A 26,557-nucleotide genomic window follows, 5' to 3' on the forward strand; every position below is an offset into this window, starting at 1 on the left:
CGACAAGGCTCAGTGCGCGTTCAGGCGCCGACGACTGACCAGACGCAGCAGCAGCCAGCACACCCAGGCCAGCAGCAGCACGCTGAGCGCCGCCATGCTGGCCAGCAGCAGCGGGCGCTCGCTCATGTGGAACCACAGCCGCTGCCACCAGGGCAGGTGACCGACGTAGTAGGTCTCGCCGACCCGCTGGCTGGCGATGCCGCTGTCGCGGATCAGCGCCAGCGAGCCGTCGATGGCATCCAGCTTGCCGGGATCGCCCAGGGTCGTGCGCAGCAGGGCATGGTCGGCTTCGCTCGAAGCCAGCAGGGCCACCACGCTGCGCTGCGGATGGAAGGGCGACTGCAGGCCGACGATGGCCGCCAGCGGCGTGGCCGACATCTCGTCGGACGCAGCCTCGGCCTGCGGGGCGGCCGAGGTCAGCCAGCTGCGCGGCAACTGCTGCAGCGCGCTCAGGTCCTGGCCGCTGCGCTGCGCGGCCGGCAGCGGGCCGAGCAGCAGCAGGTCGGCATCGACGCCGGCGGCGCTGCGCCAGTCGTCGCTCAGGCGTACCCCCAGAGCCGGGTAGCCGACCTGGGCGGCGATGCCGGCCAGGGCGTCGAGCAGGGTGCCGACCTGGGTCGGGCTGGGCTGGCTGGGCACCAGCACCAGAGTCTGCGACAGGTCGGCCAGGCGGCTGAACGGGAAGCCGCTGCGGGCGAAGGCGCGCAGTTCGGGCAGGGCGATGTAGTGCTGGAAGCCCGACAGGTCGATGGTCGAGTCCTCGTCGATGGCCGCCTGCACGTTGACCGGCAGCACCGTCTGGCAGCGGTCGCGCTGCGAGCTGCCGAGCAGGCTGGCGAAGTCGAACTCGAAGCGCAGGCGGTTGTGTTCGCCGAGCTTGAGGGCAGGCACCAGCAGCTTGTCGCGCTCGCGGTCGCGGGTCCCCATCCACAGCGCCATGCTCAGTTCGCTCGGCCCCTGCCGGGCCGACTCGCCGGCCAGCGGCAGGCTGGCGATGAACTGCTCGTTGATGCTGACGTTCAACCGCGAGTCGTCCGCGCTGCCGGGAGCGGTGTAGCGGTAGCGGGTGGTCAGCGGTACGCCCTGGCTGCTCCAGGCGAACAGATCCGGCGGCAGGTTCAGGTCGAGGCTGATCGGCTTGGGTTTGAGGCCGCTGACCTGCAGCTGCTGGGCATAGTCGAGCAGCTCGGCGAAGCGCACCGGCCGGTCGGTCGGCACCCAGTTCGGCGCATCGTAGGGACGCCGCGGCTGCGGCTGCGGCGGCCGCTCGATGGCCACCCGCTGACCGTTGAACAGCTCGCCGCCCATGGCCAGGGCGGTGGCCGCGCTGACCAGATCGGCGTCGTCGCGGCCGAGGATCAGCAGCAGTTTGCCGTAGGGGTCGCTCGGGTGGTCGATCAACTGCACCACCGGCGACTCGACGCGCGGATAGCGCTGGTAGTCCTGCAGGAACGCCGGGCGGCGCTCGTTGCTGGCCAGCACCAGCAGCGGCTGGCCGGCGCGCACCGGCGGCAGCTGCTGGTAATGCACCGGGAAGCTGCTGCGGCGCCAGCCGGCCAGGCTGCCGAAGTAGGACGCGAGGATCGCCGCCGCGCGCTGCTCCTCCAGGGTCGGGGTGGCGGCGAACAGCACCGGCAGCTCCAGCCGCGCGTAGTCGCGCTCGTCGAAGAACGGCGCCGGGAAGTAGGCCAGGTCGTTGACCTGGGCCAGCGCCTGCTGGGTCAGCTCGATGCGGCTGTTGCGCGCCAGGTTCAGCCACAGCGCGCTGCTGGCCGGGTCCGGGCAGGCGTCGTCGTAGCGCCCGACGAACTCCAGGCGCAGGCGGTTGAAATCGCCGAGCAGCTGCGGGTCGAGGGGCAGGCTCTGGCGCATGCGCTGGCCGGGCTGGCCGGTCTGCGCCGGCAGCACGCCCATCAGCGCATCGTTGAGGTAGACGCGCACATGGGACTGGCCGGCCAGCAGCGACGGCGAGGGGGTGTATTCCAGGTGCAGTTGCGCGGCGGTGGCCAGACGGTCGCCGCGCAGGCGGAACTCCACCTGATCGCTGCTGCGGATGCCCAGCAGCAGGCTGTCGGTATTCCAGCCGAGCTGCTCGAAGCTGTGCCGGGTTTCCCAGCGCGGCGCCGGCGTGTTTTCGCTTGTGGCCGCCAGCAGCGCCGCCGGCAACGTCTGAGCCGCCAGCAGGGCCAGACCGGCCAACCAGCGATGCTTGATCGGGTAAGGACTCTTCATGGTCTCAACTCTCGCGAAGCCGGGATAACCACGGCGGATGGGGTACGCGGCACAAAACTGAACAGCCAGCCGACCAGCAGCCAGACCGGATGCAACACCCCGTGCAGCCACGCGGGGGCGTATTCGAGCAGGCGGCGGTAACCCAGGCCGCCCAGGCGCAGCACGTCGAAGAAACTGCGCAGGGGATACTCGTTGCCCAGCGCTGGCCGCCAGGTCAGCCAGGCATCGGCGCGGGCGAAGGTGCACTGCACGAAGGCGATCTGCTCGCGCAGGCTCAGCGGCGCCAGGCGGATCGCCAGGTGGCGACCGGCGCAGCGGCCGACCTCGCCGCGGAACAGCTGCTCGCGCGTGCCCTGATAGAGCACCACGCCGACCTCGCTGCCCTCCTCCAGGTGCAGCGCCTCGCCCAGGTCCAGGCCGACGCCGCCCATGGCGTAGTCGCTCAGCTGGCAGGGATAGAGGTGCCCGTCGGGCAGGCGCAGCGCCGCCGGCAACGCCACCTGGACCCGCTGGGTGCGGCGGATCTGCCGCGCCTCGGCGGCCACCGCCACGGCGGCGCCGATGATCAGCAGGTTGTAGAGCACCCACAGGGCGCTGACGATCACCGTGCCGACTTCCGTCGCCGGCCCGGCGTACAGGCGCCAGATGGCGAAGCCCAGGCCGAGGACGTTGAGCAGCGCCAGCAGCAGGTAGGGCCGCGCGGTGCGCCAGTCGAACTGGTCCTCCGCCATCAGGCCGCCCTTGGCGGTGACGTTGAAGGCGCCGTGGCGCGGGCTCAGCAGCGCCATGGTGGTCGGCCGGACGATGTACCAGGCCAGCACCGTCTCGTAGACCTCGCCCCAGAAGGTCTGCCGGAAGGCGCCCTGCATGCGCGAACTGGCCAGGCTGGCGTGGATCATGTGCGGCAGTACGTAGAGCACGATCATCAGCGCCGGGGCGTAGATGATGTAGGCGTGCAGCAGCAGGAAGGCCAGCGGTGCGATGAGGAACACCAGTCGCGGCAGGCCGGCGAGGAAGTGCAGCATCGCGTTGGCGTAGCAGATGCGCTGGAAGAAGCTCAGACCGCGCCCCAGCAGCGGGTTGTCGGTGCGGAAGATCTGCGCCATGCCGCGCGCCCAGCGGATGCGCTGGGCGATGTGCGCCGACAGGCTCTCGGTGGCCAGCCCGGCCGCCTGGGGAACGCGCAGGTAGGCCGAGTTCCAGCCCTTGCGGTGCATGCGCAGCGCGGTGTGGGCGTCCTCGGTGACGGTTTCCACCGCGAAGCCGCCGACCGACTCCAGCGCCGTGCGCCGCAGCAGCGCGCAGGAGCCGCAGAAGAACGCCGCGTTCCACAGGTCGTTGCCGTCCTGCACCAGGCCGTAGAACAGCTCGCCCTCGTTGGGCCGGCGGCGGAAGATGCCGAGGTTGCGCTCGAAGGGGTCGGGGGAGAAGAAGTGGTGAGGAGTCTGCACCAGCGCCAGCTTGGGATCGCGCAGGAACCAGCCGGCGGTGACCTGCAGGAAGGAGCGCACCGGCACGTGGTCGCAGTCGAAGATCGCCACCAGCTCGCCGTCGGTGTGCTGCAGGGCGTGGTTGAGGTTGCCGGCCTTGGCGTGCCTGTTGTCGGGGCGGACGATGTAGCCGATCCCGACCTCGGCGGCGAACTGGCGGAAGGACTCGCGGCGGCCGTCGTCGAGCAGGTGGATGCGCAGCTTGTCGGCCGGCCAGTCGATGCCCAGCGCGGCGTACACGGTGGGGCGCACCACGCTCAGGTCCTCGTTGTAGGTGGGGATCAGCAGGTCCACCGTCGGCCACAGCGAACTGTCGGCCGGCAGCGGCGCCGGCTGGCGCTGCAGCGGCCAGCTGGTCTGCAGGTAGCCGAGCATCAGCACCAGCCAGGCGTAGGTTTCCGCCGCCAGCAGGATCAGCCCGAAAGTCAGGTCCAGTGGGCTGTGCCAGTTGAGGGTCGCGGTGTAGCGCCACCACAGGTAGCGGCAGGACACCACCACCGAGATCAGCACGATCAGCAGGGTGACGAAGCGCCCCGGCCAGTGGCGCATGAACAGCGCCAGTCCCCAGAGCAGGCCGACGAACACCAGTTGCTCGCGCCAGTCGAACGGTTCGGTGATGCCCAGCAGCGCCAGGGGTATCGCCAGCAGCGCCAGGGGTATCGCCAGCAGCGCCAGGGCGCCGACCAGGCAGGCGCGCAGCGGCTGGCTCAGCCGTCCCAGCGCGTGTTCGCTGTCCGGCCCCTGCAGCGCAAAATGCGGCAGCAGGCGCTGATGCAGGACGTCATGCCAGGACTGGCGCCAGCGCGCCAGCAGACGCCGCAGCTGGCCGGGCGCCGCGGCCGGCTGCGGCCGGCGGATCATCAGCCAGAGGGTCTGCAGCAGGTAGCGCAGCGGGTCGGCGGGACGCGGCCGGCGCCCCGCCAGGTGCGGATACCAGTAATGCTGCCGGGCGCGCAGCGCCTGCCAGGCGGGAGACTCCAGGCGCAGCAGCAGCCAGGCCAGCGCCAGCCACAGGCGACTGTGCGGCAGCGCCGCGGACGGGGCGGCGGGCAGCACGCCGGGCTCGCGCCCGGCCGCCGGCGCCACGGCGGGAGTCGGCTGGGCGGTGGGCGTCATGACCGCCCGCCCTCGCCGCTTTCGGCGTCCAGCAGCGCGCCGACCACCGCCGGCAGCTGGCGGCGCTCCAGACACCAGCGCGCCAGGCCCAGCGCATCCTGCGCGGCCAGGCTGCCCGGCGCATGCGCACCGACCGGATGCTTGTTGGCCAGCGCCTCGCGCATGGCGGTATCGCGATGCACGCTCTGCACCAGCAGACGCTGGCCCAGCAGTTGCTGCCAGACCAGCAGCAGGTCGCGCTGCAGCTGGCAGCCGGGATCGTAACGGTTGACCAGCAGCCACTCCTGCGGGCGCAGCGGCGTCTGGCGCAGCAAGGCATGACAGGCCGGATCGGCCTCCAGCAGGCGGATGCTCAGGTCGCAGGCGCCGATCTGGGCATGTCCGACCAGGCGCTGCGGCAGGTCGAACAGCACCCAGTCGAAGCTCCGCGCCAGGCTGGCCTGCAGGCTGCGCCACAGCTGCGGCGTGCGCCGCAGGTGCAGTTCGAGGCGTCCCTGTTCGGCTTCGGAAAGCCGGCCGTAGGGCAGCACATGCAGGTTCGGCAGCACCGACCAGCCCCAGGCCTTCCAGCCTTCGCCGTCCAGCGTGGCGCGGGCCCAACCGCTGCCGTCGGCCACCGGCTGGTTGCAGTGCAGGCGCAGCAGATTCTCCGGGCACATGTCCACCAGCAGCACCCGTTCCCCCTGGCTCTGCAGGGCGTGACCGAGCGCGGCCACCACCGAACTGACCCCGACGCCGCCGCGCAGCCCCTGTATGGCAATGCTGATCATGGCTTCACCTCCGCGGACGTGGCGGCGCGGCGCCGGCGCTCGGCATCCCAGGTCTCCAGCTCGACCAGCAGCGGCCAGCGCTGCAGCGCGCGCAGCATGTCCTCCTGACGGGAGAAATCCACATAGGCCAGCTCGGGCAGGGCCAGGCGCGCCCGCAGGTTGGCGATATCGTCGTCACGCATCATGGGAACGGGCGTATCCATCGCGAGCACCTCCGTTCACGGCTTGTTCGGCGGATAGGGCAACCATTCGCTGCGCTCCTTGATGCGCACGTAGGTCGCCCCCTGGTAGTCGAGCACCACGGTGCCGGAGTTCTCCGACACCATCGGCGTCTGCGGCAAATCGGCGAGCAGCGCGCCCCAGTCGAAGCCCTGCTCGCCCTGCGCGGTGCCGGCATACAGCCGCGCCACCAGCTCGGAGAGCGCCAGGTAGCTGCTCGGCTCAGCGACGTGCAGCGGCTCGCTGCGCTCGATGCCGGGCATGTTGATCAGCTTGAGCGCCACCGGCACATGGGTGATCGCCGGGGTGGGGATCTCGCGCATGCCGGCGATCTGCATCCGGTCGCCATCGAGGGAGGCGCCGTGCTCGGGCACCAGCGCCAGCAGCACCGGCCGGCCGCTGGCCTGCAACTGCTCGACGAAGGCGTTCAGGTCGTCGAGCAGCACCTGTGCGCGGCTGTGGTAGTCGGCGCTGCGGGTGCGTCCGTCGGGCAGGCGCTGGCGGTTGCCGTCGTGCAGGGTGATGCTGTTGTAGAACAGCGCCACGCGCGCCTCGCCGCCGGCCTGGCGCTGCTGCCACCAGCGACCGAGCACCTCGCGGTCGCGCCAGATCGGCGAGCCGTCGAAACCGACCAGGTCGTGGCGCAGCTGGCCCAGCTCGACCAGCGGCGCCGGCAGGCGGCCTTCGTTGCGCACCTCCTGCAGGAAGCCGTCGAAACGGCCGTCGTGGTTGAGCAGCAGGCTGCCGGCAAAGCCCAGCCGCGCCAGGTTGTCGAACAGCAGGCACTGGTTGTCGGGCGTCTCGTACAGGCCGGCGTGGGCACTCTGCCCGCAACTGGCGCGCAGCAGGCGGATCGCCGCCGGGCCGCTGTAGGCGGTGGCCGAATTGAAGCGGTCGAACACCACATCCATGCGCCGCCACAGCGGGTGGTCGCGCAGGCTGGTGGCGTCCAGGTCGCTCCAGGCCAGCGAACAGATGTTCACCACCAGCAGGTCGAAGGCCGGCGCCGCGGCCGATGGCTCGGCGGGGAAGGCGGTGCGCCGGGCCTGTTCGTCGCGATAGAAGCGTTCCAGATAGGCGTTCAGCGCGGCGCTGCTGGCCGGGCCTTCGGGCTGGGCGACGGGCGCGGCGCCGGCGCTGCTCGCCTGTCCCTGCAGCGGCGCGGCGGGCGGCGCCAGCTCCGGCACGCCTTGCGCCACTGCCAGCCAGAGCAGGCCGGCCACGCTGAGGGTGGTCAGGCGCAGCCAGGGCGCCAGCAGGCGGTAGGCGACCAGCAGCACCAGGCAGGCGCCGAGCAGGTGCCAGTCGAGGGTGCGACCGGCCAGTTCCAGCAGGTAGTCGCCGGACAGCTGCAGCACCTCCGGGCGCTCCAGCAGGCGGCTGAACGGCGGCAGCCAGGTGTCCTGGTAAAGCAGCGCCACGGCCACCGGCAGGGCCAACAGGTTGCGCAGCCAGCACGCCCAGGCCGACTGCAGCGGCACCAGCAGCACCGCGGCGAACACCAGGTTGGGCAGCACCTGGAAATTGAGCAGCCCCTGCCAGAGCAGCAGGAACTTGAGCAGGAAATAGAAGTTCCACACCCCCAGCTCGGGCCAGCGGCTGGCCTCCTGGGCGGGCAGGACGAGGGGTTCGGCGCTGCTCATGGCCGCCCTCCTCGCCGGCAGCGCCGCCCGTATCCGGCGGACCGGACGGGCGGGCTGACAGGGCGGATCGCGGATCGTGCGGCAGAGCCTGTGGCATTCGCAGAAGGCGCAATGCACGGGCGCCAGACAGGTGCTGGATGACTCATAAGTCCCCCCTCGTACACGGTCCGGCGGGCGCGGCAACGGCCCGGGCCACCCGACAGCCGGCATTTTTTTCCGTTACTGTCAAGGTAGCCCATGGCCACAGTGTTGCAGGGGAGAAACAGGTTTTTTTCCGGCGGCCCTTACTTGAACTCGCTGTAGGGCGTCAGGCTGTCGCCGCCGAGGGGCAGCGCGCCCTGCCACGGCTCGAACAGGTAGCGCAGGTAGAGCTGGGCGTAGCTGGGCGCGTAGTCCTCGCTCTGCTGCCAGGTGAAGCCGCCGCCCAGGACCCAGTGATCGCTCAGGCGCCGCTCGGCCAGCGCGCTGAGCCGGTAGCCGACCGCGCCGCCGCTGGTCCCGGTGCGCTGGTTGAAGTCCGGGGCGAGGGCGCCGGCCTCGGCCAGCGGTCCGGCAATCAGCGCGTCGAGCGGATAGATCGCGCTGTCCTCGGTGGTCGCCCAGGACCAGCCCAGCGAGCCTTCCAGCAGCAGCGACCAGTCGGCGTTGCGCCAGGCGTAGCTGACCGGCACGCCCAGCGAACTGTAGCGCTGCGGGCTGTAGTAGCCGCCCTGGCCGAGGCTGTAGCCGCCCAGATCCTTGGCGTAGCGCCAGTGCATGACGGTCAGGCCGGTGCGCAGGCGCTGGTCGGCGCGCTCGATCAGCCGGTAGTAATAGCCGGCCATCAGCCGCGTGCGCTGGTTGTCGGCGACGTTCTCGCCGCGCAGCCAGTGCTGGCCGAGGTCGGCCCAGATCCCGTGGTCGCCGCCCTGGTCGTAGCTCAGGCCGAGGCTGGCGCCGTTGGCGGTGACCCCGCCCCAGCGGATGCCGGTGCGCGGGTCGACCGCGCCGGCGTAGGACAGCAGCGAGTTGGACAGCGCGCGACGCGAGGCGGTCAGCGTCCAGCCGAGGCCGGCGGCGTCCCAGGCGTAGCTGACCCCGCCCAGCCAGTTGCCGATCTCGAAGCCCTGCGGCGAGCGGCCTAGGTCGAAGCTCCAGGCGCCGCCTTGCCAGCCCAGCGCGAAGGCCGTGCCGCGCGCCTGCTGGGCGGTCGAGACGCAGCCGGCCAGCCCCGGGAAGGCGCAGCTGCCGAAGTCCTCGCGGTGCAGGCCGTCGGCGTCGGTGTCGAAGCGCCCGGCGTCCATGTTCACCTCGTCGAGGCGCAGCCAGCCGCGCCCGCCGGCCAGCGGCAGGTCGAGCTGGACCATGGTGGTGTCCTGCTTGACGTCGGACAGCCCGGGGGTGACGTCGTCGTTGCGCCAGGCGTGGTCGTGCTGCACGCGCACGGTGGGGTTCTCGCGCTGGTAGAGCGCCTCGGTCTCGGCGCGCAGGCTGCGGGCGAGCCAGTCGTCGTCGTCGCGCGGGCGGCTGGCGCGGGTCAGCGCGCGGTCGTCGCGCGGCGCGACGGCCTGCGGGGCCAGCTCGCCGGCATCGCGCAGGGCGCCGGCATAGAGGTCGAGCGCCTGCTGCGGCGCCGTGGCGCTGTGCAGGCGAGCGGCGTCGCGCAGCAGCAGCGGATCGCTGTCGCCGCCCTCGGCCAGCAGTTGCTCGATGCGCGTGCGTGCCTGGCCCAGATCGCCCAGCGCCATCCAGGCGCCGGCCACCCGGCGGCGCAGGTTGCGCTGCTCGGCGGGAAACTCCGCCAGCCCCTGCAGGGTGGCCCGCGCCGGCGCTGCACGGCCCAGCGCCAGCAGGCTCTCCACCTCGCCCAGACGGGCCTCGGCGGACTCGGCCTGGGCGGCGTCAATGCGCTGCAGATAGGCGAGCGCCTGTTCGTGAGCGCCGCGCGCCTGGGCCCAGCCGGCCAGACGCAGCAGGTCCTCGGCGGGCAGGCTCGGCTGGCCTTCGAGCAGGGCGATGGCCGCCGGCTCCTGGCCGGCCGCGCGCAGCGCCTCGGCGCGGTTCAGCAACTGGCGGCGCTGCAGACGCTCGGCCAGCGCACGGGTGTCGGCGTTCCATTCGGCGACCGGGATCGCCCGCAGGCTGTCCAGCGCCGGGGCGTCGCGCTCGGCGCCGGACAGATACAGGGCATGGGCGTAGCGCGCCGGCTGGCTGGCGCCCTGGCGGCCGAGCAGGTCGGCGAACAGCGCATCGCCCTCGGCGCGGCGGCCCAGCTCGGCCAGGCGCCCGGCCAGCCGGTAGGTCAGCCAGGGATCGTCGGGGGTCAGCTGGCGCGCCTGCTGCAACAGACGCGCTTCGCCGGGGCCGTCGCCGGCCTGCAGCGCGGCATCGGCCTGCTGCAGCAGCGCCGCCACCCGCAGGTCGCGCAACTGGGCGGCGAACAGCTGCCGGCTCGGCGGCGGCAGGCTTTCCAGGAAGGCGGTGGCGCGCTGGTTGGACTGCGCCTGATAGAGGCGCAGCAGACCGCGCAGCACCCGCTCGTCGGCCGGCGCCAGGCGGCGCGCCTGCAGCAGCAGGCGCTCGGCCTCGGCGCTGCGTCCGGCGCCGGCCTCCAGCGCCGCCAGGCCGACCCAGGCGGCCGGCTCGGCGGGCTGCTTCTGCCGGGCGCGGGCGTAGAGCTGGCGGGCCTTGTCGAGCTGGCCGGCCTGCTCGGCCTGTTCGGCCTGTTCCAGCCATACCCAGTAGCGCGAGGCTTCCTGCAGTTCGTACCACTTGCTGATCAGGTCGGTGTTCTGTTCCAGGCGCTGCGCCGCGGCAAACGCGTTCAGCGCCTCGGCATGGCGGCCCAGGCGCATCAGCGCCAGGCCCAGGGTGCCCTGTACGCCGGGCTCGTCGGGCAGGCGCCGCTTCGCGCGCTGCAGCTCGACCTCGGCGGCGGCGGTCTGGCCGCCGTCGAGCAGCGTCTGGCCACGCAGGAAGGCCTGCCAGGCCGGGTCGCGCAGGCGGCGGCGGTCGCGGTCGAGGTTGTCGCGGGCCTCGCCGATCAGCGTGGTGTGCGGGTAGCGCGCGACGAAAGCCTCCCAGGCCGTGGCGCTGCGCGGGTGCAGCGGCTGTTCGCTGAGGTACTGGAACTCGCGCTGCGCGGCGGCCTGGCCGGCCTGGGCGTCGCCGCCCAGCTCGTGGAGCAGGGCCAGCGCCGGCTGCGGGCGCTCCTCGGCGAACAGCATGTCGGCCAGCGCCAGACGCACCCCGGCGTGCCCCGGATAGCGCCGCGCCAGCTCCTCCAGATTGGCGATGGCGGTCGGCCGCTGGCCGTCCACCCGGCTGCGCAGGCGCCAGTATTCCAACGCCAGGTCGAGGCTCGGCAACTGGCCTTCGAGCACCTGCTCGTAGTCGCGCAGGGCGTCGGGAATCGACTGCTCGGCGCGCGCGCGCGCCTCCAGCAGGCGCTGGCGGCCGGCGGGCAACGCCACCTTGAGCAGCACGCGGGTCTGGCGCAGCAGCACCGAGTCCGGCGCGGCCCGCTGCAGGCGGTTGAGCAGTTGGCCGGCGCGGCGCAGCTCGTCGCGGCGGATCGCCAGCCGCGCCTCGGCGGCCAGCGCCTCGGGGCTTTCCGGGTCGAGCTGCTGCAGGCGGGCCAGCGCGCTGTCGACCAGATCGTCGCGGCCCAGCGCCTCGCCGAGCAGCAGCTGCTCGACCAGACGCTCGCGCTGCGGGTTGCCGAGCGGCGCCACCTGGGCGAGGGCCAGCCCCGGCAGCAGGCTGCAGAGCAGGAGGATGCCTTTCAGTTTTTGCATGGTGCGGTCTGCCAGGCCGGCAGCAGCCGGCCATCCTTGTCGAAACGGTAGAAGCCCTGGTCCCAGCCCTCGCCGTAGAGGGCCAGCACGCGGTTGTAGTAGGCGTCGTCGGCCAGCGGCTCGGCTTTGAGCCGCGCGCGCTGCGCGGCCAGCGCCGGCGGGTCGAGGGCGGCGAGCAGCGGCAGCAGCGCGGCGGAGAAGCCCGGCGGCCCGCCGCCTTCGGCGCTGCCGCGGGCCGCGTCGATGCGCTCGGGCGGCCGGCCGCGCTCGGCGGTGAGCCGCGCCATGGGCGCGAAGTGCTGCTGCAGGGCGGCGCGTTCGGCGGCGTCGGGCGCCAGCATGCCCAGCCACAGGTAGACGCGGATGGCGTCGTAGTCGCCCTCCTCGCCATGCTCGGGGTCGGCGGCGGGCTGGCCGTCGCGGCGCCACAGCAGCCAGTCAGGGGCCAGCCCGCGGGGCGCGCTCGCCAGCAGCAGGCGGCGGCTGGCGCTGGCCAGGTCGGCCCACACCGGCGCCTCCAGGGCGAAGCGGTCGAGCAGCTGCGGCGGCAGGTAGCTGGGGTTGAGCCGCCAGCCGGCTTCCGACTCGAAGCCGATGTCGCCCGGCAGCAGCATCAGGCCGAGCTGCGGCATCGGCCGCAGGGTCTGCGCGGCGCTGCGCCAGAGCAGCGCCAGGCCCTGCCGGCGGTACTCCGGCACCTGCCACAGGCGGCCGGCTTCGAGCAGGCTGTAGGCGATCCACAGGTCGGAGTCGCTGGCGTTGTTGGCATCCAGCACCGCCCAGCGGCCGTCGTCGTGGCGGCCCCACAGCCAGGCCGGCAGGCGGCGTTCGAGATCGCCGCCGGCGAGGTTGTCGACGGTCCAGCGCAGCAGCAGCGCGAAGCTCGCCCGGTCGTTGCCGACCAGGGCGAAGAACAGCCCGTAGGACTGGCCTTCGGAGGTGGTGATCAGGCGCGGCGAGGACGGGTCGATCACCCGTCCGTCGTCACTCACCAGGTGCTGGCGGAAGCTCTCCCAGGCCGGCCAGGCGCAGGTCGCCGCCCAGCCCGGCAGGGGCAGGCCGAGGCAGCACAGGCACAACAGCAAGGCTCGCCACATGATTCACTCCTCGCCCAGACGGCGGCGGCCGACGGCGCGCAGCAGGCGCCAGGCCAGGAAAGCGCCGAGCAGCACGCAGCCGGCGGACAGCGCGGCCAGCAGCAGCGGATAGGCGGACAGATGGAACCACAGCAGCAGCCACCAGGGCAGATGGCCTACGTAGTAGGGCTCGCCGACCACCTGACTGGTCACCCCGCTGCTGCGGATCAGCGCCAGCGAGCCGCGCAGCGCGGCGCGCTGTTCGGGGTCGGCGAGGGTGTCGCGCAGCAGCGCGTGGTCGGCGTCGCTGTGCGCCAGCAGGGCGACGATGCTGCGCTGCGGATGCAGCGGCGACTGCAGGCCGAGCACCGCGGCCAGCGGCGCGCTGGCGCCGATCTCCACCGCCGCGCCCGGCACCGTACCGGCGTTCGCGGGCTGGGCGCCGCGCAGCGCCGCCGGCGGCTGGCCGCTGAGCAGGCGGTCGAAGGGCGCGGCCAGGCGCAGGGCCAGGTCGCTGCGCTGCAGCAGCGCCTCGGGCAGACGGTCGAGGATCAGCAGGTCGGCATCGGCATCGCCGCCGGCCGGCCAGGCGTCCAGCAGGCGCACGCCGAAGGCCGGATAGCCGATCTGCGCGCCCAGGGCGCCGAACACTTCCAGCAGGGTCGCCAGCGACTGCGCGCCCTGCTCGGCCGGGACCAGCACGCGGGTCTCGGACAGGTCGGCCAGCCGGCTGAACGGGAAGCCGCTGCCGGCGAAGGCGGACAGGTCGGGCATCGCCAGATAGTGGTGGTTGCCGGACAGGTCGAGGGTCGAGTCCTCGTCGATGGCGCCGTACACGCTGACCGGCAGCACGGTCTGGCAGCGGTCGCGCTGGGCGCTGCCCAGGGTGCTGGCGAAGTTGAACTCGAAGCTCAGGCGGTTGTTGGCGCCGACCTTCAGCGCCGGGAGCAGCAGCTTGTCGCGCTGGCCGCCGCCCTCGCCGCCTTCCAGGCCCAGGCGCAGCTCCTCCAGGCCGCGGCTCTGCTCGCGCCCGCGCAGCGCCAGGCTGTCGATGAACTGCTCGTTGAGCAGGATGTTGAGCCGCGAGTCGTCCTCGTTGCCCGGCGCGCTGAAGCGGTAGTGGGTGCGCAGCGGGATGCCCTGGTTGCGCCAGACGAACAGGTCCGGCGGCAGGTTGATGTTCAGGGTCACCGGCGCCGGGCGCAGGCCGCTGACCTGCAGCTGCTGCGGGTAATCCATCAGCTCGGCGAAGCGCACCGGGCGGTCGGTGGGCGTCCAGTTCGGCGCGTCGTAGGGCTGGCGCAGGGCCAGCGCCGGCAGCTCGCCGATCTCCACCCGCGCGCCGCGCAGCAGCGGCGTGCCGAGGGCCAGGGCGGCGACCGCGCGCTGCAGATCGGCCTCGTCGCGGCCCTGGATCAGCAGCAGCTTGGCGTAGGGGCTGTCGGGGTGGTCGAGCAGCTCGACGCGCGGGCCGTTGACCGCCGGGAAGCGCTCGCGGTCGGCGAGGAACGCCGGGCGCCGCGCGTTGGTGGCGAACACCACGCTGGCCGGCGGCGGCCGGTCGTCGGCGACCGCCGGTAGGCGGTCGAACAGCACGGGGAACCGCGCGCCGCGCCAGGCGCCGAGGCTGCCGAAATAGGACGCCAGCACCGCCGCGGCCTGGCGCTCGCCGAGGGTCGGCGCGGCGGCGAACACCATCGACAGCTGCAGCGGCGCGGTGTCGCGCGGGTCGAAGAACGGCGCCGGGAAGTGCGCCAGGTCGTTGTGGCTGAGCAGCGCCTGCTCGCGCAGGCGGATCGTGCTGGACTGGCTGAGGCTCAGCCACAGCGAGCTGTGCGCCGGGTCCTCGCAGAGGTCGGTGTAGTGGCCGACGAACTCCAGGCGGATGCGGTTGAAGTCGCCGAACAGGCGCGCATCCAGCGGCAGCGACTGGCGCAGCGGCTGGCCGGCCTGCTCGGGCTGGGCCGGGGCGGCCGGCAGCACGCCCATCAGGCGGTCGTTGAGGTAGACGCGCAGGTGCGACAGGTGGGCCTGCAGCGCCGGCGAGGGCAGGTATTCGAGCTGCAGTTCGGCGGCGCTCACCAGACGGTCGCGGCGCAGCGGCAGCTCCAGCTGCTCGCTGTTGCGGATGCCGAGCAGCAGCACGTCGCTGTTGCGGCCCAGATCGCTCAGGCTGTAGCTGCGCGACCAGCTCGGCGCCAGCGGCGCCTCGGCGACGGCGGCCGGCGGCGCGGCGGGAGGAACGCCGGCCGGCGCGGTGGCAGCGGCCGGGGCGGCGGCGAACAGGGCCAGGGCAGCCATCCAGGGCTTGAACGATGGACTCATGGGGCAGTCAGGGCTCGCGAACGGGATTGAGGGGAAGCGCAGGGCCACGGGGCAGGAAGCTGCCCAGCCAACCGCAGGTGCGGCGCAGGGCGCGGGCGCCGGGCAGCAGGTGCGGCGGCACGTGCTCCAGCAGGCGCACGTAGCCCTGCCCGCCGAGGCGCAGCACATCGATGAAGTTGCGCAGCGGGCGCTCTTCGATGTAGCGGTTGTTCCAGCCCAGCCAGGCGTCGGCGCGGGCGAAGGTGCATTGCACCAGATCGATCTGCTGCTGCGGGGTCAGCGACTCGAAGCGCACCCCGACATGCCGGCCGGCGCAGCGGCTCAGGCGGCCCTGGAAGGCGAATTCGCGCTCGCCGCGACGCAGCAGCAGCCACACCGGGGTGTCCGACTGCAGGCCGAGGTCGACGGGCAGTTCGAGGCCGGCGCCGCCGCTGGAATAGTCGGTCAGCTCGCCGCTGTACAGACGCCCGCCCGGCAGGCGCAGGGACGCCGGCAGGCGCACCTCGACGCGGTGGTTCTGGCGCACCTGACGCACCTCGGCGGCCACCGCCACGGCACCGCCGATGATCAGCAGGTTGTAGAGCACCCACAGCACGCTGACCAGCACGGTGGCGATCTCCTCGCTCGGCCCCCAGCCCAGCCGCCACACGGCAAAGCCCAGGCCGAGCACGTTGAGGCCGGCCAGCACCAGGTAGGGGCGGGCGATCCGCCAGTCGAACTGGTTGTCCTCCATCAGCCCGCCCTTGGCGGTGACGTTGAACTTGCCCTTGCTGGGGTCGATCAGCGCCATGGTGGTCGGCCAGGCGATGTACCAGGCCAGCACCGTCTCGTAGACCTCGCCCCAGAAGCTGTGGCGGTAGGCGCCCTGCATCTGCGAGTTGGCCAGGCTGGCGTGGATCATGTGCGGCAGCACGTAGAGCATGATCATGCTCGCCGGCGCGTAGATGATATAGGCATGCAGCAGCAGGAAGGCCAGGGGCGCGGTGAGGAACACCAGCCGCGGCAGGCCGGCGAGGAAGTGCAGCATGGCGTTGGCATAGCAGATGCGCTGGAAGAAGTTCAGCCCGCGCCCCAGCAGCGGGTTGTCGGTACGGAAGATCTGCGCCATGCCGCGCGCCCAGCGGATGCGCTGGCCGATGTGCGCCGACAGGCTCTCGGTGGCCAGCCCGGCGGCCAGCGGGATGCGCAGATAGGCGGAGTTCCAGCCCTTGCGGTGCATGCGCAGCGCGGTGTGGGCGTCCTCGGTGACGGTTTCCACCGCGAAGCCGCCGATCGACTCGACGGCTGCGCGGCGCAGCACCGCGCAGGAGCCGCAGAAGAACGCAGCGTTCCACAGGTCGTTGCCCTCCTGCACCAGGCCGTAGAACAGCTCGCCCTCGTTGGGCCGGCGGCGGAAGGTACCGAGGTTGCGCTCGAAGGGATCGGGGGAGAAGAAGTGGTGCGGGGTCTGTACCAGCGCCAGCTTGGGATCCTTGAGGAACCAGCCGACGGTGAACTGCAGGAAGGAGCGCACCGGCACGTGGTCGCAGTCGAAGATCGCCACCAGTTCGCCGTCGATCTTCTTCAGCGCGTGGTTGAGGTTGCCGGCCTTGGCGTGCTTGTTGTCGGGGCGGACGATGTAGCCGACCCCGACCTCGGCGGCGAACTGGCGGAAGGTCTCGCGGCGGCCGTCGTCGAGGATGTAGATGCGCAGCTTGTCGGCCGGCCAGTCGATGCCCTGGGCGGCGTACACGGTGTTGCGTACCACCGCCAGATCCTCGTTGTAGGTGGGGATCAGCAGGTCGACCGTCGGCCAGCGCGACAGGTCCTCGGGCAGCGGCGCCGGCTTGCGGCTGAGCGGCCAGCTGGTCTGCAGGTAGCCGAGGATCAGCACCAGCCAGGAATAGGTTTCCGCCACCAGCAGGATCAGGCCGCAGGCCAGGTCGAGGCTGGCGTCCCAGTTGAGGGTCGCGGTGTAGCGCCACCACAGGTAGCGGCAGGAGACGATCACCGAGAGGAGGATCAGCAGCAGCGCCGGGAAGCGTCCCGGCAGGCGCCGCACCAGCATCGCCAGCGCCCACAGCAGCAGCACGAACACCGTCTGCGCCAGCATGCCGAACGGTTCGGTGATGCACAGCAGGGCCAGCAGGCCGGTACACAGGCCGAGCAGCCCGAGCAGGGCGCGGCGCAGGCCCCGCGGCAGGCGCTGCAGTGCCTGCTCGGCGCGCTGCCAGGGCGTCTCGCACGGCAGCGCGCGGGCCAGCCGCGCGCCCGGCAGGCCCAGGGCGGCGTGCCCGGCGCCCAGCAGGCGGCGGCCGCCGCGCAGCCAGCCGGGCGCGTCGGCGGGCGGGCGCCAGAGCAGCAGCCAGAGGCTCTGCAGCAGGTAGCGCAGCGGATCGCCGAAGCGCGGCGGGCGCCCGGCCAGGTGCGGATACAGCTCGCCGTGGCGCTGCAGCAGGCGCTGCCAGGCCGGCGACTCCAGGGGCAGCAGCGCCCAGGCCAGCCACCACAGCAGGCTGCACCAGATCGCGGTGCCGGCGCCGGCACCGCGCCGGCGCAGGTCGTCGTAGACCCAGGGCAGCACGCCGAACAGGCGTGACGAGCCCGCCGTCACCGCGCGGCCTCGACGGCTTCGGCCGGCGCCGCGCGGCGCTGGTTGCCGCGCGCCAGGCACCAGGTCGCCAGGCTCAGCACGTCCTCGGCCGCGGCGCTGTGCGGCGCATGCACGCCCAGCGGCAGCTGGTGGGCCAGCGCCTCGCGCACCGCCTCGTCGTCGTGGACGCACTGCGGCACCAGACGCGCGGCCAGAGTCTTCTGCCAGAGCAGCAGCAGGTCGCGCTGCAGGGCGCGGGTCGGGTCGTAGCGGTTGACCAGCAGCCAGCTGTCGGCGGGCAGCGCCTGGGGTTCCTGCAGGCGCAGGTGGCAGGCCGGATCGGCGTCCAGCAGGCACAGCTGCAGGGTGCAGCCTTCCAGGTGCGCGTGGCCGGGCAGGCGCTGCGGCAGGTCGAGGATCACCCAGTCGAACAGCCGCGCCAGGGCGCCCAGGCGTTGCGTCCAGAAGGCCGGCGTGCGCTGCAGGAACTGCTCCAGCTGCGCCTGCTCGGTCGCCGCCAGGCGGCCGTAGGGCAGCAGGTAGAGGGCCGGCAGCACCCGCCAGGCGCAGTCGGTCCAGGCGCTGCGGTCGAAGGCCGCGCGCGCCCAGCCGGTTTCGCTGGCGGCCGGCAGGTTGCAGTGGTGGCGCAGCTGGTTGTCGGGGTTCATGTCGATCATCAGCACCCGCTGGCCGAGGCGTTGCAGGGCGTGGCCGAGGGCCGCGGTCAGCGCCGTGGTCCCGCAGCCGCCGCGCAGCCCGCGCAGCGCCAGGCTGCGCGGCGCCTTGCCGGGGGCAGGTCGCGCCGACGCCTGATTACCAGCCGGCGGCAGGCGACCCTCGGCGAGAAACGGCCAGCGCGCGGTGATCTGCGCCAGGTCGCGCTGCACCGCCAGATCGACATAGCCCAGCTCGCCCAGCCCCAGGGCCGCCTGCACCGCCGCCAGATCATTGCCGTGCATGGGCCACCTCCGGTTGAGCGCGCTGCGGATAGGGCTGCCAGGGGCCGCCTTCGCGGGTGCGCAGGTAGTCGCGCCCGGCATATTCGACCACCACGCCGCCGGCACTCTCGGCCACCCAGTCGATCTGCGGCAGGTCGGCGAGCAGCGCCTCGCGGGTGAAGTGCGCCTGTCCGGCCGGCGGCCCGGCATGCAGCCGCGCGACCAGCTCCGACAGCGCCAGATAGCTGCTCGGCGCGCCGATGCGCTGCAGCGGGCCCTCGGCCAGCGGCAGGCCGATCAGCTTGACGCCGACCGGTACGTGGGTGATCGCCCGCGAGGGGTATTCGCGCATCCCGGAGATCTGCATGCGGTCGCCGTGCAGCGCCGCGCCGTGCTCCGGCACCAGCACCACCACCACCGGCCGGCCGCTGCGTTCGAGCTGGTCGAGGAAGGCGTCGAGGTCGTCGAGCAGGCGCTGGGCGCGCTCGCGGTAGCCGGCCGAGCGGGTGCGGCCGTTGGCCTCCACCACCCGGTTGCCGTCGTGCAGGGTGATGCTGTTGTAGAACAGCGCCAGGCGCTCGGCGGCGTTGCCCTGGCGCTGCTGCCACCAGCGGCCGAGCACCTCGCCGTCGGCGGCGATCGGCGAGCTGTCGAATGCCACCAGGGCGCGGCCGAAGCTGCTCGCGGCGAACAGCGGCTCGGGCAGGCCGCCCTGGCCGCGCACCTCGTCGAGGAAGCCGTCGAAGCGACCGTTGTGGTTGAACGCCAGCTGCTTGGCGAAGCCCAGCCGGCCGAGGTTGTCGAACAGCAGGCACTGCTCGCCGGCCGGCTGGTACAGCCCGGCGTGGGAGTTCTGCCCGCAGCTGGCGCGCAACAGGCGAATCGCCGCCGGGCCGCTGTAGGAGGTGGCCGAGTTGAAGTTGTCGAAGAGGATGTCCAGGCGGGCGAACAGCCGGTGGTCGCGCAGGCCGACCGCTTCCAGGTCGTCCCAGGACAGCGAGCAGACGTTGAGCACCAGCAGGTCGAACGGCGGCGCCGCGGCGTTCGACGCGAAGCTGACGCGCCGCTCCGCCTCGCGGCGGTGGAAGTCGCTCAGCCAGGCCTCCAGGGTCGCACTGTCCGGCTCGCCGGCCGGCGCGGCGGGCGTCGCCGCGCCCCCGCCCGCGACGGGAGCCGCCGTGGGCGCCGCGGCCTGCACCAGGCCGACCGGCAGCGGCACGGCCTGCAGGCTCAGCAGCAGCAGACCGCCCAGCGACAGGGTGGTCAGGCGCAGCCAGGGCGCCAGCAGCGCGTAGCCCAGCACCAGCAGCAGGCCGGCGCCCAGCCACTGCCAGTCGACGAAGCGCCCTGCCAGCTCCAGCAGGTATTCGGGGGAGAAATCCAGCACGCCCGGCTGCGCCAGCAGGCGGCTGAACGGCGGTAGCCAGCTGTCGTGGTAGAGCAGCGCGACGGCCGCGGGAATCGCCAGCAGGGTGCGCAGCCGGGCCGCCCAGCGCGGCAGCGGCAGCAGCAGCACGGCGGCCAGCAGCAGGTTGGGCAGCAGCTGGAAGTTCAGCGCGCCGACCCACAGCAGGGCGAACTTGCCGAGGAAATACAGGTTCCACAGGCCCAGGCCCGGCCAGGGGCGCGGCGCAGCGCAGGCGGCGCTGGCGTTCATCGCGTCTCCTCCCGGCGTGCGGCGCGGCGCAGGCGGCGCGGATGGCTGCGGAAATGCCGCGACGGCAGCAGCCGGCCGAGCAGGCGACCCAGCCCGCGCAGCAGCGCCGGCAGCCACAGCGCCGCCACGCCGCCGAGCAGCAGGCCGAAGAGCAGGAACTGCAGGTGCAGCGGCAGGTTCATGTGGCCCTCCCCACCCGGTTCTGCCCGGCACTCAGGCGCACCCGCACCGGAGTCAGGCGCACCGGGCCGCTGGCGGCGGGCGCCGGCGCCGGCTCGCCGCGCAGCGCCGGCAGCGGCGTGCTGGTCGCGCTGGCGCCGTCGAGGGGAATGCTCCGCGTATCGACGAGGATCTCGTGGGCAGCGAACAGCTCGCGCCAGGACAGCCGGAAGATGTTGCCCAGGGCGCTCTCCAGGGCATTGGCGCGGCAGGCGAAGAGGAACAGGTACAGCTCGCCGCCGGCCACGCAGGCCATGTCGCCGTAACGGCGCAGGCGGCACTGGCCGAGCACCTGGGGCAGCGCCAGGCCGTCCACCACCTTCAGGCGCAGCAGCAGGTGGCTGACCTCGCCCCCGCCGCCGGCGTCGAGAATCCCGCGCACCACCTCGACGAAGCGCGGCGCCGGCAGCAGGCCGCGCAACGGCGGCGGGCGCAGGCGCTTGAGGGTCTGCTCGAAGTCGTCCGGCAGGCTGCGGGTCCACAGCTGGCCCTGCAGGCTGTCGAGCAGGGTCAGGAAGCGCGACAGCGCGGTGCCGTAGGGCACGATCAGCGAAGCGCCGCAGACCAGCAGCAGCTGCTCGTCCAGGTAGCGCAGGCAGGCCGACAGCTCGCGCACCACCACCTTCAGCGCGCGCCCGCGCTGGCGGCGCAGTTCGTAGATCTGCCGGGCCAGCTCGCCGACCTGCTCGTTGCTGTCGATGCGCAGGATCACGCTGGCCGCCGTGGCGCGCATCGCCGCCGCCAGCAGCGCGGCCTCGGCGTCGAACAGCTGCCAGTGGGCCGACAGCGGCGGCGCCCCTTCGAGCACCGCGCGCGCCGCCAGGCACAGCTGCAGGTCGCTGGCCGCGGCGCCGGGACTGCCCTGCTCGGACTCCGGGCGGCAGACCAGCACGCCGTCTTCGCGGGCCATGTCGACCTCGCCGCCGGCGCGCACGCCCAGCGCGGTGCGCCAGAAATGCAGCAGGTAGCGCAAGCCGCCACGCCCGCTGTAGAGCTGCGCCAGGCCGGACAGTGCGTCGTTGCAGGCCAGCAGCCGCGCGGCGATGGCCTGCGGCTCGCCGTGGCTGTAGATCAGCAGGGTGCAGGACTGGCGCTGCAGCCAGTCGCTCAGCTCGCGACACCAGCGCGCCAGTTGCGCGTCGTCGAAGGCGCTCCACGCCGCGGCGGGGGCGCTGAGCAGCAGCAGGCGCTGGCGCGGCGCGAAACGCCGCTGCAGGTCGCGGGCCAGCGCGCGCAGGGCGGCGGGCGCCCCGGCGGCGGAAAATTCCAGGGGGATCAGTTCGCCGGGCCCCAGCTCGGCCGGCAGGCCTTGCAGAATGGCCTGCGGGCCGCGGCCGCAGGTCAGCAGCAGAGCGCGCTGGCTGGCCGTCATCCCGGCCAGCACCTGGCGGCACAGCGCATCGGCCTCGCCGGCGCGCTCGCAGACCTGCCAGTACAAACCGCCGGCACGCAGCTGCGCCCACTCGTCCCACAGACGGGGAATGGCCAGGGAAAACACGCTCAAACCATAGACTCCTTGTGACTCCAGGCGGTCCATGCCTCTATTCCCGCGCAATGCTCCCTGCCCTTCACCCTTGCGGTGAAGCGCCAAGCATACCCCTGCCGCGCCGGCAGATACCTGAGCAAACCTTGCCGCGGCCCGCCGCCAGACAGGGCAAGCAGTCGCAAAGCACCCACACTCGCAACCTGATCGCCATTTTATTGACGAAAAAAGCCATCCAATACCGCAAATTCTTGTTTATTAGACCATGCCGCTGTAACCACAGCAATCGATAGACGGGAAAATGACACCCCGCTTTGCAAGGTTTCTCCCGCAGCGCCGCCGAACGGTCGCCCCTCCTGCGCGCCACTGGCCGACCCGCCCAGAAGATGCTGTACACCGATACAGCCCTCATCCACCGCGCCACGGTTATAATCCCGCGCTTTGCGGCCACCCGCCGGCCGCCTTCCCCCGCAGTCGCAGGAAGAGTCATATGGACAGCATCAACGCCCGCATCGCCGAGGAACTCGGCGTCCGCCCGCAACAGGTCGCCGCCGCCGTGGCGCTGCTCGACGAGGGCTCGACCGTGCCCTTCATCGCCCGTTACCGCAAGGAAGTCACCGGCAGCCTCGACGACACCCAGCTGCGCACCCTGGAAGAACGCCTGCGCTACCTGCGCGAACTGGACGAGCGGCGCACGACGATCCTTGCCAGCATCGAGGAGCAGGGCAAGCTGACCGCCGAACTGGCCCGCGAGATCCAGCTGGCCGACACCAAGACCCGCCTGGAAGACCTCTACCTGCCCTACAAGCAGAAGCGCCGCACCAAGGGCCAGATCGCCCTGGAAGCCGGCCTCGGCGAGCTGGCCGATGCGCTATTCGGCCATCCGGAACTAAATCCCGAGGCGGAAGCCGCGCGCTTCGTCGACGAAAGCAAAGGCTTCGCCGACGTGAAAGCCGTGCTCGACGGCGCCAAGTACATCCTCATGGAGCGCTTCGCCGAGGACGCGACCCTGCTGGCCCGCCTGCGCGGCTTCCTCAAGGACAACGCCACCCTCAGCGCGCGCCTGGTGCCGGGCAAGGAGCAGGAAGGCGCCAAGTTCAGCGACTACTTCGCGCACGACGAACCACTCAAGAGCGTGCCGTCGCACCGCGCCCTGGCGATCTTCCGCGGCCGCAACGAGGGCGTACTGAGCGCCAGCCTCAAGGTCGGCGAGGAACTGCCGGGCACCCTGCACCCCTGCGAGGGAATGATCGCCGAACGCTTCGGCATCAGCAGCCAGGGCCGCGCCGCCGACAAGTGGCTGGCCGAGGTGGTGCGCTGGACCTGGAAGGTCAAGCTCTACACCCACCTGGAAACCGACCTGCTCGGCGAGCTGCGCGAGGCCGCCGAGAGCGAGGCGATCAACGTGTTCGCCCGCAACCTGCACGACCTGCTGCTGGCCGCCCCGGCCGGCCCGCGCAGCGTGCTGGCGCTCGACCCCGGCCTGCGCACCGGCTGCAAGGTGGCAGTGGTCGACGCCACCGGCAAGCTGCTCGACACCGCCACCGTCTACCCGCACGCGCCGCGCAACGACTGGGACGGCAGCCTGGCGATCCTCGGCAAGCTGTGCGCCAGGCACCGCGTCGAGCTGATCGCCATCGGCAACGGCACCGCCAGCCGCGAGAGCGACAAGTTGGCCGGCGAGCTGGTCAGGCTGCTGCCGGAGCTGCGCATGACCAAGATCATGGTCAGCGAGGCCGGCGCCTCGGTGTATTCGGCGTCCGAACTGGCCGCCCGCGAATTCCCCGATCTCGACGTGTCGCTGCGCGGTGCGGTATCCATCGCCCGCCGCCTGCAGGACCCGCTGGCCGAGCTGGTGAAGATCGAGCCCAAGGCCATCGGCGTCGGCCAGTACCAGCACGACGTCTCCCAGCTCAAGCTGGCCCGTTCGCTGGACGCAGTGGTCGAGGACTGCGTGAACGCCGTCGGCGTCGACGTCAACACCGCCTCCGCCGCCCTGCTGGCGCGCATCTCCGGCCTCAACGCGACCCTGGCCGGCAACATCGTGCAGTTCCGCGACGCCAACGGCGCGTTCAAGTCGCGCGCCGAGCTGAAGAAGGTGCCGCGCCTGGGCGACAAGACCTTCGAGCAGGCCGCCGGCTTCCTGCGGGTGATGAACGGCGACAACCCGCTGGACGCCTCGGCGGTGCACCCGGAGACTTACCCGCTGGTGCAGCGCATCGCCGCAGGCACCGGCCGCGACATCCGCTCGCTGATCGGCGACTCGGCGTTCCTCAAGCGCCTCGACCCGGCGCAGTTCACCGACGAGCGCTTCGGCCTGCCCACCGTCACCGACATCCTCAAGGAACTGGACAAGCCCGGCCGCGACCCGCGCCCGGAGTTCAAGACCGCCGCCTTCCAGGACGGCGTCGAGAGTCTCAAGGACCTGCTGCCGGGCATGGTGCTGGAAGGCGTGGTGACCAACGTCACCAACTTCGGCGCCTTCGTCGACATCGGCGTGCACCAGGACGGCCTGGTGCACATCAGCGCGCTGTCGGAGAAGTTCGTCAAGGACCCGTATGAAGTGGTCAAGGCCGGCGACATCGTCAAGGTCAAGGTCATGGAAGTGGACATCCCGCGCCAGCGCGTCGGCCTGTCCATGCGCATGTCCGACACCCCCGGCGAGAAGGTCGACGGCCCGCGTGGCGGCGGCAAGCCGCGCGGCAACGCGCCGCGCAGCGAGCGCCACTCCAGCCAGGACAAGCCGGCGCCGAGCAATCCCGGCATGGCCGCGCTGTTCGCCAACGCCAAGCAGATCAAGAAGCGCTGAAATGACCGACGTTAGCGAAGTGACCACCAGCGCCTTCAGCCACCTGCTCGGCTGCGAACCGCTGCGCATCGACGGCGGCGAGGCCGAGGTGCGCCTGGCGCTCACGCCCGAGCTGCGCAACCGCGCCGGCAAGCTACACGGCGGGGCGATCTTCAGCCTGGTCGACATCGCCATGGGCCTGGCCTGCTCCAGCGCCCACGGCTTCGACCGCGCCAGCGTCACCGTCGAGTGCAAGATCAACTACATGCGCGCCATCGACGCGGGCGACGTGCACTGCCTGGCCAGGGTGATCCACTTCGGCAGCCGCACCCTGGTAGCGGAGGCCGAGGTGCGCCAGGACGAGGCGCTGGTCGCCCGCGCCCAGGGCACCTTCATGCTGGTCTAGGCTGCCGGAAGAGCGCCGGCAGCCGCAGGCTCGCTGCGCAGGGTGGACAACTCGCGCCAGCGATTGTCCACCCTGCGACCACACCGGCAGCGCGACAGGCTCCCGCCCCTTGAGACTGCCGCCCGTCGCCCCCATAGTGCGCAAACTATGCGAACAGGAATCTGACTTTTGAGCGACCTACTTTCCCGCCGCCTGGCCCTGCTCGAGCGTGCCGACCAGCACGACCTGCTGCGCCACTGCCGGCATGGCCTGGAGAAGGAAAGCCTGCGTGTCGACCCCGTCGGCCACCTGGCGCAGACCCCGCATCCCCAGGCGCTGGGCTCGGCGCTGACCCACGCCCAGATCACCACCGACTACTCCGAGGCGCTGCTGGAGTTCATCACCCCCGCCCTGGAAGACCCGGCGCAGACCTTCGACGAGCTGGACCGCATCCACCGCTTCGCCTGCGCCCAGCTCGGCGAGGAGCGGCTGTGGACCCACTCGATGCCCTGCACGCTGCCGGGCGAGGCCGATATTCCCATCGCCGAGTACGGCACAAGCCATGTCGGGCGGATCAAGCACGTCTACCGCAAGGGCCTGGCGGTGCGCTACGGCAAGGCCATGCAGTGCATCGCCGGCATCCACTACAACTTCTCCCTGCCCGAGGCGCTGTGGCCGCTGCTGCAGCAGGCCGAGGCTGACAGCCGCCCGGCCCAGGCCTGGCAGTCGGCGCGCTACGTCGCGCTGATCCGCAACTTCCGCCGCTACAGCTGGCTGCTGATGTACCTGTTCGGCGCCTCGCCGGCGCTCAGCAGCAACTTCCTCGCCGGCCGCGCGCACGACCTGGAGGCGCTCGACGCCGATACCCTGTATCTGCCGTGGGCGACCAGCCTGCGGATGAGCGACCTGGGCTACCAGAATAACGCCCAGGCCAACCTCAAGCCCTGCTACAACGACCTGGGCAGCTACCTGTCCAGCCTGCGCCAGGCGGTGTCGACGCCCTACCCGCCCTACCAGGCCATCGGCCTGCGCGACGCCGACGGCGAGTGGCAGCAGCTCAACACCAACGTGCTGCAGATCGAAAACGAGTTCTACTCGAGCATCCGTCCCAAGCGGGTCGCCGAATCGGGCGAGCGGCCGATCCAGGCCCTCGGCGCGCGCGGCGTGCAGTACGTCGAGGTGCGCTGCCTGGACATCGATCCGTTCCTGCCGCTGGGCATCGACCTGGTCGCCGCGCGTTTCCTCGACGCCTTCCTGCTGTTCTGCGCGCTGGACGACAGCCCGAACATGGACAGCGGCGAGTGCCGCGAATGCACCGCCAACTTCGCCCTGACCGTCAAGGAAGGCCGCAAGCCCGGCCTGCAGCTGAGCCGCGCCGGCCAGTCGGTGGCGCTCAAGGACTGGGGACTGGAACTGCTGGCGCGCATCGAGGCCTGCGCCGAACGCTTCGACGCCGCTCACGGCGACGACCTGTACCGACAGGCCCTGGCCAGCCAGCGCGCCAAGCTCGAAGACGCCCGCCTGACGCCCTCGGCGCGGGTGCTGCAGAGCCTGCGCGAGGAGCAGCTGAGCTTCCACGCCTTCGCCCTGCGCCAGTCCGAGCGCCACGCCGAATGGTTCCGCAGCCGGCCGCTGGACAGCGCTGAACAGGCCGCCTTCGAGCAGGCGGCCCGCGACTCGCTCGCCGCCCAGGCCGAGCTGGAAGCCAGCCAGCAGGGCAGCTTCGAGGACTACGTCGAGCGCTACATGGCGGCCATCGAGCCGGCGTGAACCGCTAGGGCGGACCACTCGCGCCAGCGATTGTCCGCCGCCAATGGTGCGGGCAGTCGGTAGAAGATCGCTGCGCAAGTCTTCTCCCCCGCCCAGCG

The 26,557-nt window shown here is 72.1% G+C and carries 16 protein-coding genes; 3 read left to right on the top strand and 13 right to left on the bottom strand.

The annotated features are described in order from the left end of the window. Nucleotides 1–9: 9 nt before the first annotated feature. From bcsB (BLU22_RS02805) to bcsE, 13 genes are all read right to left on the bottom strand, one after another. Complete coding sequence (gene bcsB / locus BLU22_RS02805; protein WP_090211963.1) at nucleotides 10–2,232, bottom strand: cellulose biosynthesis cyclic di-GMP-binding regulatory protein BcsB; 2,223 nt, start codon at nucleotides 2,230–2,232, stop codon at nucleotides 10–12. After that, the gene (bcsA, locus tag BLU22_RS02810) at nucleotides 2,229–4,838 is read right to left on the bottom strand and encodes a UDP-forming cellulose synthase catalytic subunit (protein WP_090211965.1); all 2,610 of its coding nucleotides are present in this window, start codon (nucleotides 4,836–4,838) and stop codon (nucleotides 2,229–2,231) included. The genes bcsB (BLU22_RS02805) and bcsA (BLU22_RS02810) overlap by 4 nt, the downstream gene beginning before the upstream one ends. Further along, nucleotides 4,835–5,608: a cellulose biosynthesis protein BcsQ gene (gene bcsQ / locus BLU22_RS02815; RefSeq protein WP_090211966.1), complete on the bottom strand. Its 774-nt coding sequence runs from the start codon at nucleotides 5,606–5,608 to the stop codon at nucleotides 4,835–4,837. Before bcsQ (BLU22_RS02815) ends, bcsA (BLU22_RS02810) begins: the two co-directional genes overlap by 4 nt. Further along, nucleotides 5,605–5,793, bottom strand: coding sequence for a cellulose biosynthesis protein BcsR (bcsR, locus tag BLU22_RS02820; protein ID WP_231975260.1), 189 nt, complete (start codon nucleotides 5,791–5,793; stop codon nucleotides 5,605–5,607). The genes bcsQ (BLU22_RS02815) and bcsR overlap by 4 nt, the downstream gene beginning before the upstream one ends. A 33-nt stretch (nucleotides 5,794–5,826) precedes the next feature. Then, the gene (bcsG, locus tag BLU22_RS02825) at nucleotides 5,827–7,470 is read right to left on the bottom strand and encodes a cellulose biosynthesis protein BcsG (protein ID WP_090211969.1); all 1,644 of its coding nucleotides are present in this window, start codon (nucleotides 7,468–7,470) and stop codon (nucleotides 5,827–5,829) included. 284 nt (nucleotides 7,471–7,754) lie between these two features. Next, nucleotides 7,755–11,246, bottom strand: a complete 3,492-nt coding sequence (gene bcsC / locus BLU22_RS02830) for a cellulose synthase complex outer membrane protein BcsC (protein ID WP_090211970.1) — start codon at nucleotides 11,244–11,246, stop codon at nucleotides 7,755–7,757. Then, nucleotides 11,234–12,343, bottom strand: coding sequence for a cellulose synthase complex periplasmic endoglucanase BcsZ (gene bcsZ, locus BLU22_RS02835; RefSeq protein WP_090211971.1), 1,110 nt, complete (start codon nucleotides 12,341–12,343; stop codon nucleotides 11,234–11,236). Before bcsZ ends, bcsC begins: the two co-directional genes overlap by 13 nt. A gap of 3 nt (nucleotides 12,344–12,346) precedes the next feature. Further along, entirely contained in the window at nucleotides 12,347–14,647 is a 2,301-nt protein-coding gene (gene bcsB, locus BLU22_RS02840; protein WP_090211972.1) for a cellulose biosynthesis cyclic di-GMP-binding regulatory protein BcsB, read from the bottom strand. Nucleotides 14,648–14,654: 7 nt separating this feature from the next. Next, on the bottom strand, nucleotides 14,655–17,210 hold the full coding sequence (gene bcsA, locus BLU22_RS02845) for a UDP-forming cellulose synthase catalytic subunit (protein ID WP_394327544.1): 2,556 nt from the start codon (nucleotides 17,208–17,210) through the stop codon (nucleotides 14,655–14,657). 26 nt (nucleotides 17,211–17,236) lie between these two features. After that, nucleotides 17,237–18,178 carry a cellulose biosynthesis protein BcsQ gene (gene bcsQ, locus BLU22_RS02850; protein WP_162274129.1) on the bottom strand — a complete coding sequence of 314 codons (942 nt, stop codon included), beginning with the start codon at nucleotides 18,176–18,178 and terminating at the stop codon, nucleotides 17,237–17,239. Then, nucleotides 18,165–19,814 (bottom strand): cellulose biosynthesis protein BcsG, encoded by a 1,650-nt coding sequence (gene bcsG, locus BLU22_RS02855; RefSeq protein ID WP_090211975.1) that lies wholly within the window; start codon nucleotides 19,812–19,814, stop codon nucleotides 18,165–18,167. Before bcsG (BLU22_RS02855) ends, bcsQ (BLU22_RS02850) begins: the two co-directional genes overlap by 14 nt. Continuing rightward, on the bottom strand, nucleotides 19,811–19,996 hold the full coding sequence (locus tag BLU22_RS02860) for a hypothetical protein (RefSeq protein WP_090211977.1): 186 nt from the start codon (nucleotides 19,994–19,996) through the stop codon (nucleotides 19,811–19,813). Before BLU22_RS02860 ends, bcsG (BLU22_RS02855) begins: the two co-directional genes overlap by 4 nt. Then, complete coding sequence (gene bcsE, locus BLU22_RS02865) at nucleotides 19,993–21,531, bottom strand: cellulose biosynthesis protein BcsE (RefSeq protein WP_231975290.1); 1,539 nt, start codon at nucleotides 21,529–21,531, stop codon at nucleotides 19,993–19,995. Before bcsE ends, BLU22_RS02860 begins: the two co-directional genes overlap by 4 nt. Nucleotides 21,532–22,006: 475 nt before the next feature. Between bcsE and BLU22_RS02870 the strand changes: the two genes are divergently transcribed. The 3 genes from BLU22_RS02870 (at nucleotide 22,007) to gshA (ending at nucleotide 26,459) form a co-directional block, all read left to right on the top strand. Further along, nucleotides 22,007–24,325: a Tex family protein gene (locus BLU22_RS02870; protein ID WP_090211980.1), complete on the top strand. Its 2,319-nt coding sequence runs from the start codon at nucleotides 22,007–22,009 to the stop codon at nucleotides 24,323–24,325. A gap of 1 nt (nucleotide 24,326) precedes the next feature. Beyond that, nucleotides 24,327–24,710, top strand: a complete 384-nt coding sequence (locus tag BLU22_RS02875) for a PaaI family thioesterase (protein WP_090211982.1) — start codon at nucleotides 24,327–24,329, stop codon at nucleotides 24,708–24,710. 168 nt (nucleotides 24,711–24,878) lie between these two features. Beyond that, nucleotides 24,879–26,459 carry a glutamate--cysteine ligase gene (gshA, locus tag BLU22_RS02880; protein WP_090211983.1) on the top strand — a complete coding sequence of 527 codons (1,581 nt, stop codon included), beginning with the start codon at nucleotides 24,879–24,881 and terminating at the stop codon, nucleotides 26,457–26,459. Nucleotides 26,460–26,557: the final 98 nt, after the last annotated feature.

Source organism: Pseudomonas guangdongensis, from assembly GCF_900105885.1.
Lineage (GTDB): Bacteria > Pseudomonadota > Gammaproteobacteria > Pseudomonadales > Pseudomonadaceae > Geopseudomonas > Geopseudomonas guangdongensis.